Source organism: Komagataeibacter kakiaceti JCM 25156, assembly GCF_000613305.1.
In genome coordinates, this window is sequence record NZ_BAIO01000935.1 from 1 (window position 1) to 507 (window position 507).

Genomic DNA, 507 nt, shown 5'->3' on the forward strand with positions numbered 1-507 from the left:
GCCGTCCTTCAGGCCGGGCTGGCCCGCAACGCCGCCGTGGAAAGCCGCCGCCTGCACCAGCAGGCCACGCAGGATGTAACCGCCACGCGCGACAGGCTGGACGCGCTGGAACGCGACGTGGCCACTGCGGGGCCATGTGGAAAAAGCGCGCGCCAGTCTGGTGCCCGAAGCCGAACGCCTGCGCCTGGGCGCGGTGGTGGCGGAAACCGGGGAGCATCTGGCCAAAATCCGCGTCGATCTGGCTACGGCGGAAAAGGCCCGCGCCCACACCACGCAGGCCGAGATACAGGCCAATGCCCGCCTCAAGGAAGCCCGGTCCACCCGTCAGGCGGCCGAGGAGGCCCTGCGCGGCGCACAGGCCGCCCATACCCGCGCCAGCCATGCGGTGGACACCCTTGCCACCAGTCTGGAGCAGTTGCGCGCACAGGCCGTGCCCGATGCCACCCTGCAACAGGCCATAACCCGGCGCGAGGATGCCGAGCGTGCGCTGGAAACCGCCCGGGCGGC

General features: G+C 71.6%; 1 protein-coding gene. It reads left to right on the forward strand.

Annotated elements, in window-relative coordinates:
- Positions 1-136 precede the first annotated feature (136 nt).
- Positions 137-507: hypothetical protein (locus JCM25156_RS26825; protein ID WP_199898894.1), on the forward strand; the 371-nt coding region annotated here is incomplete at its 3' end.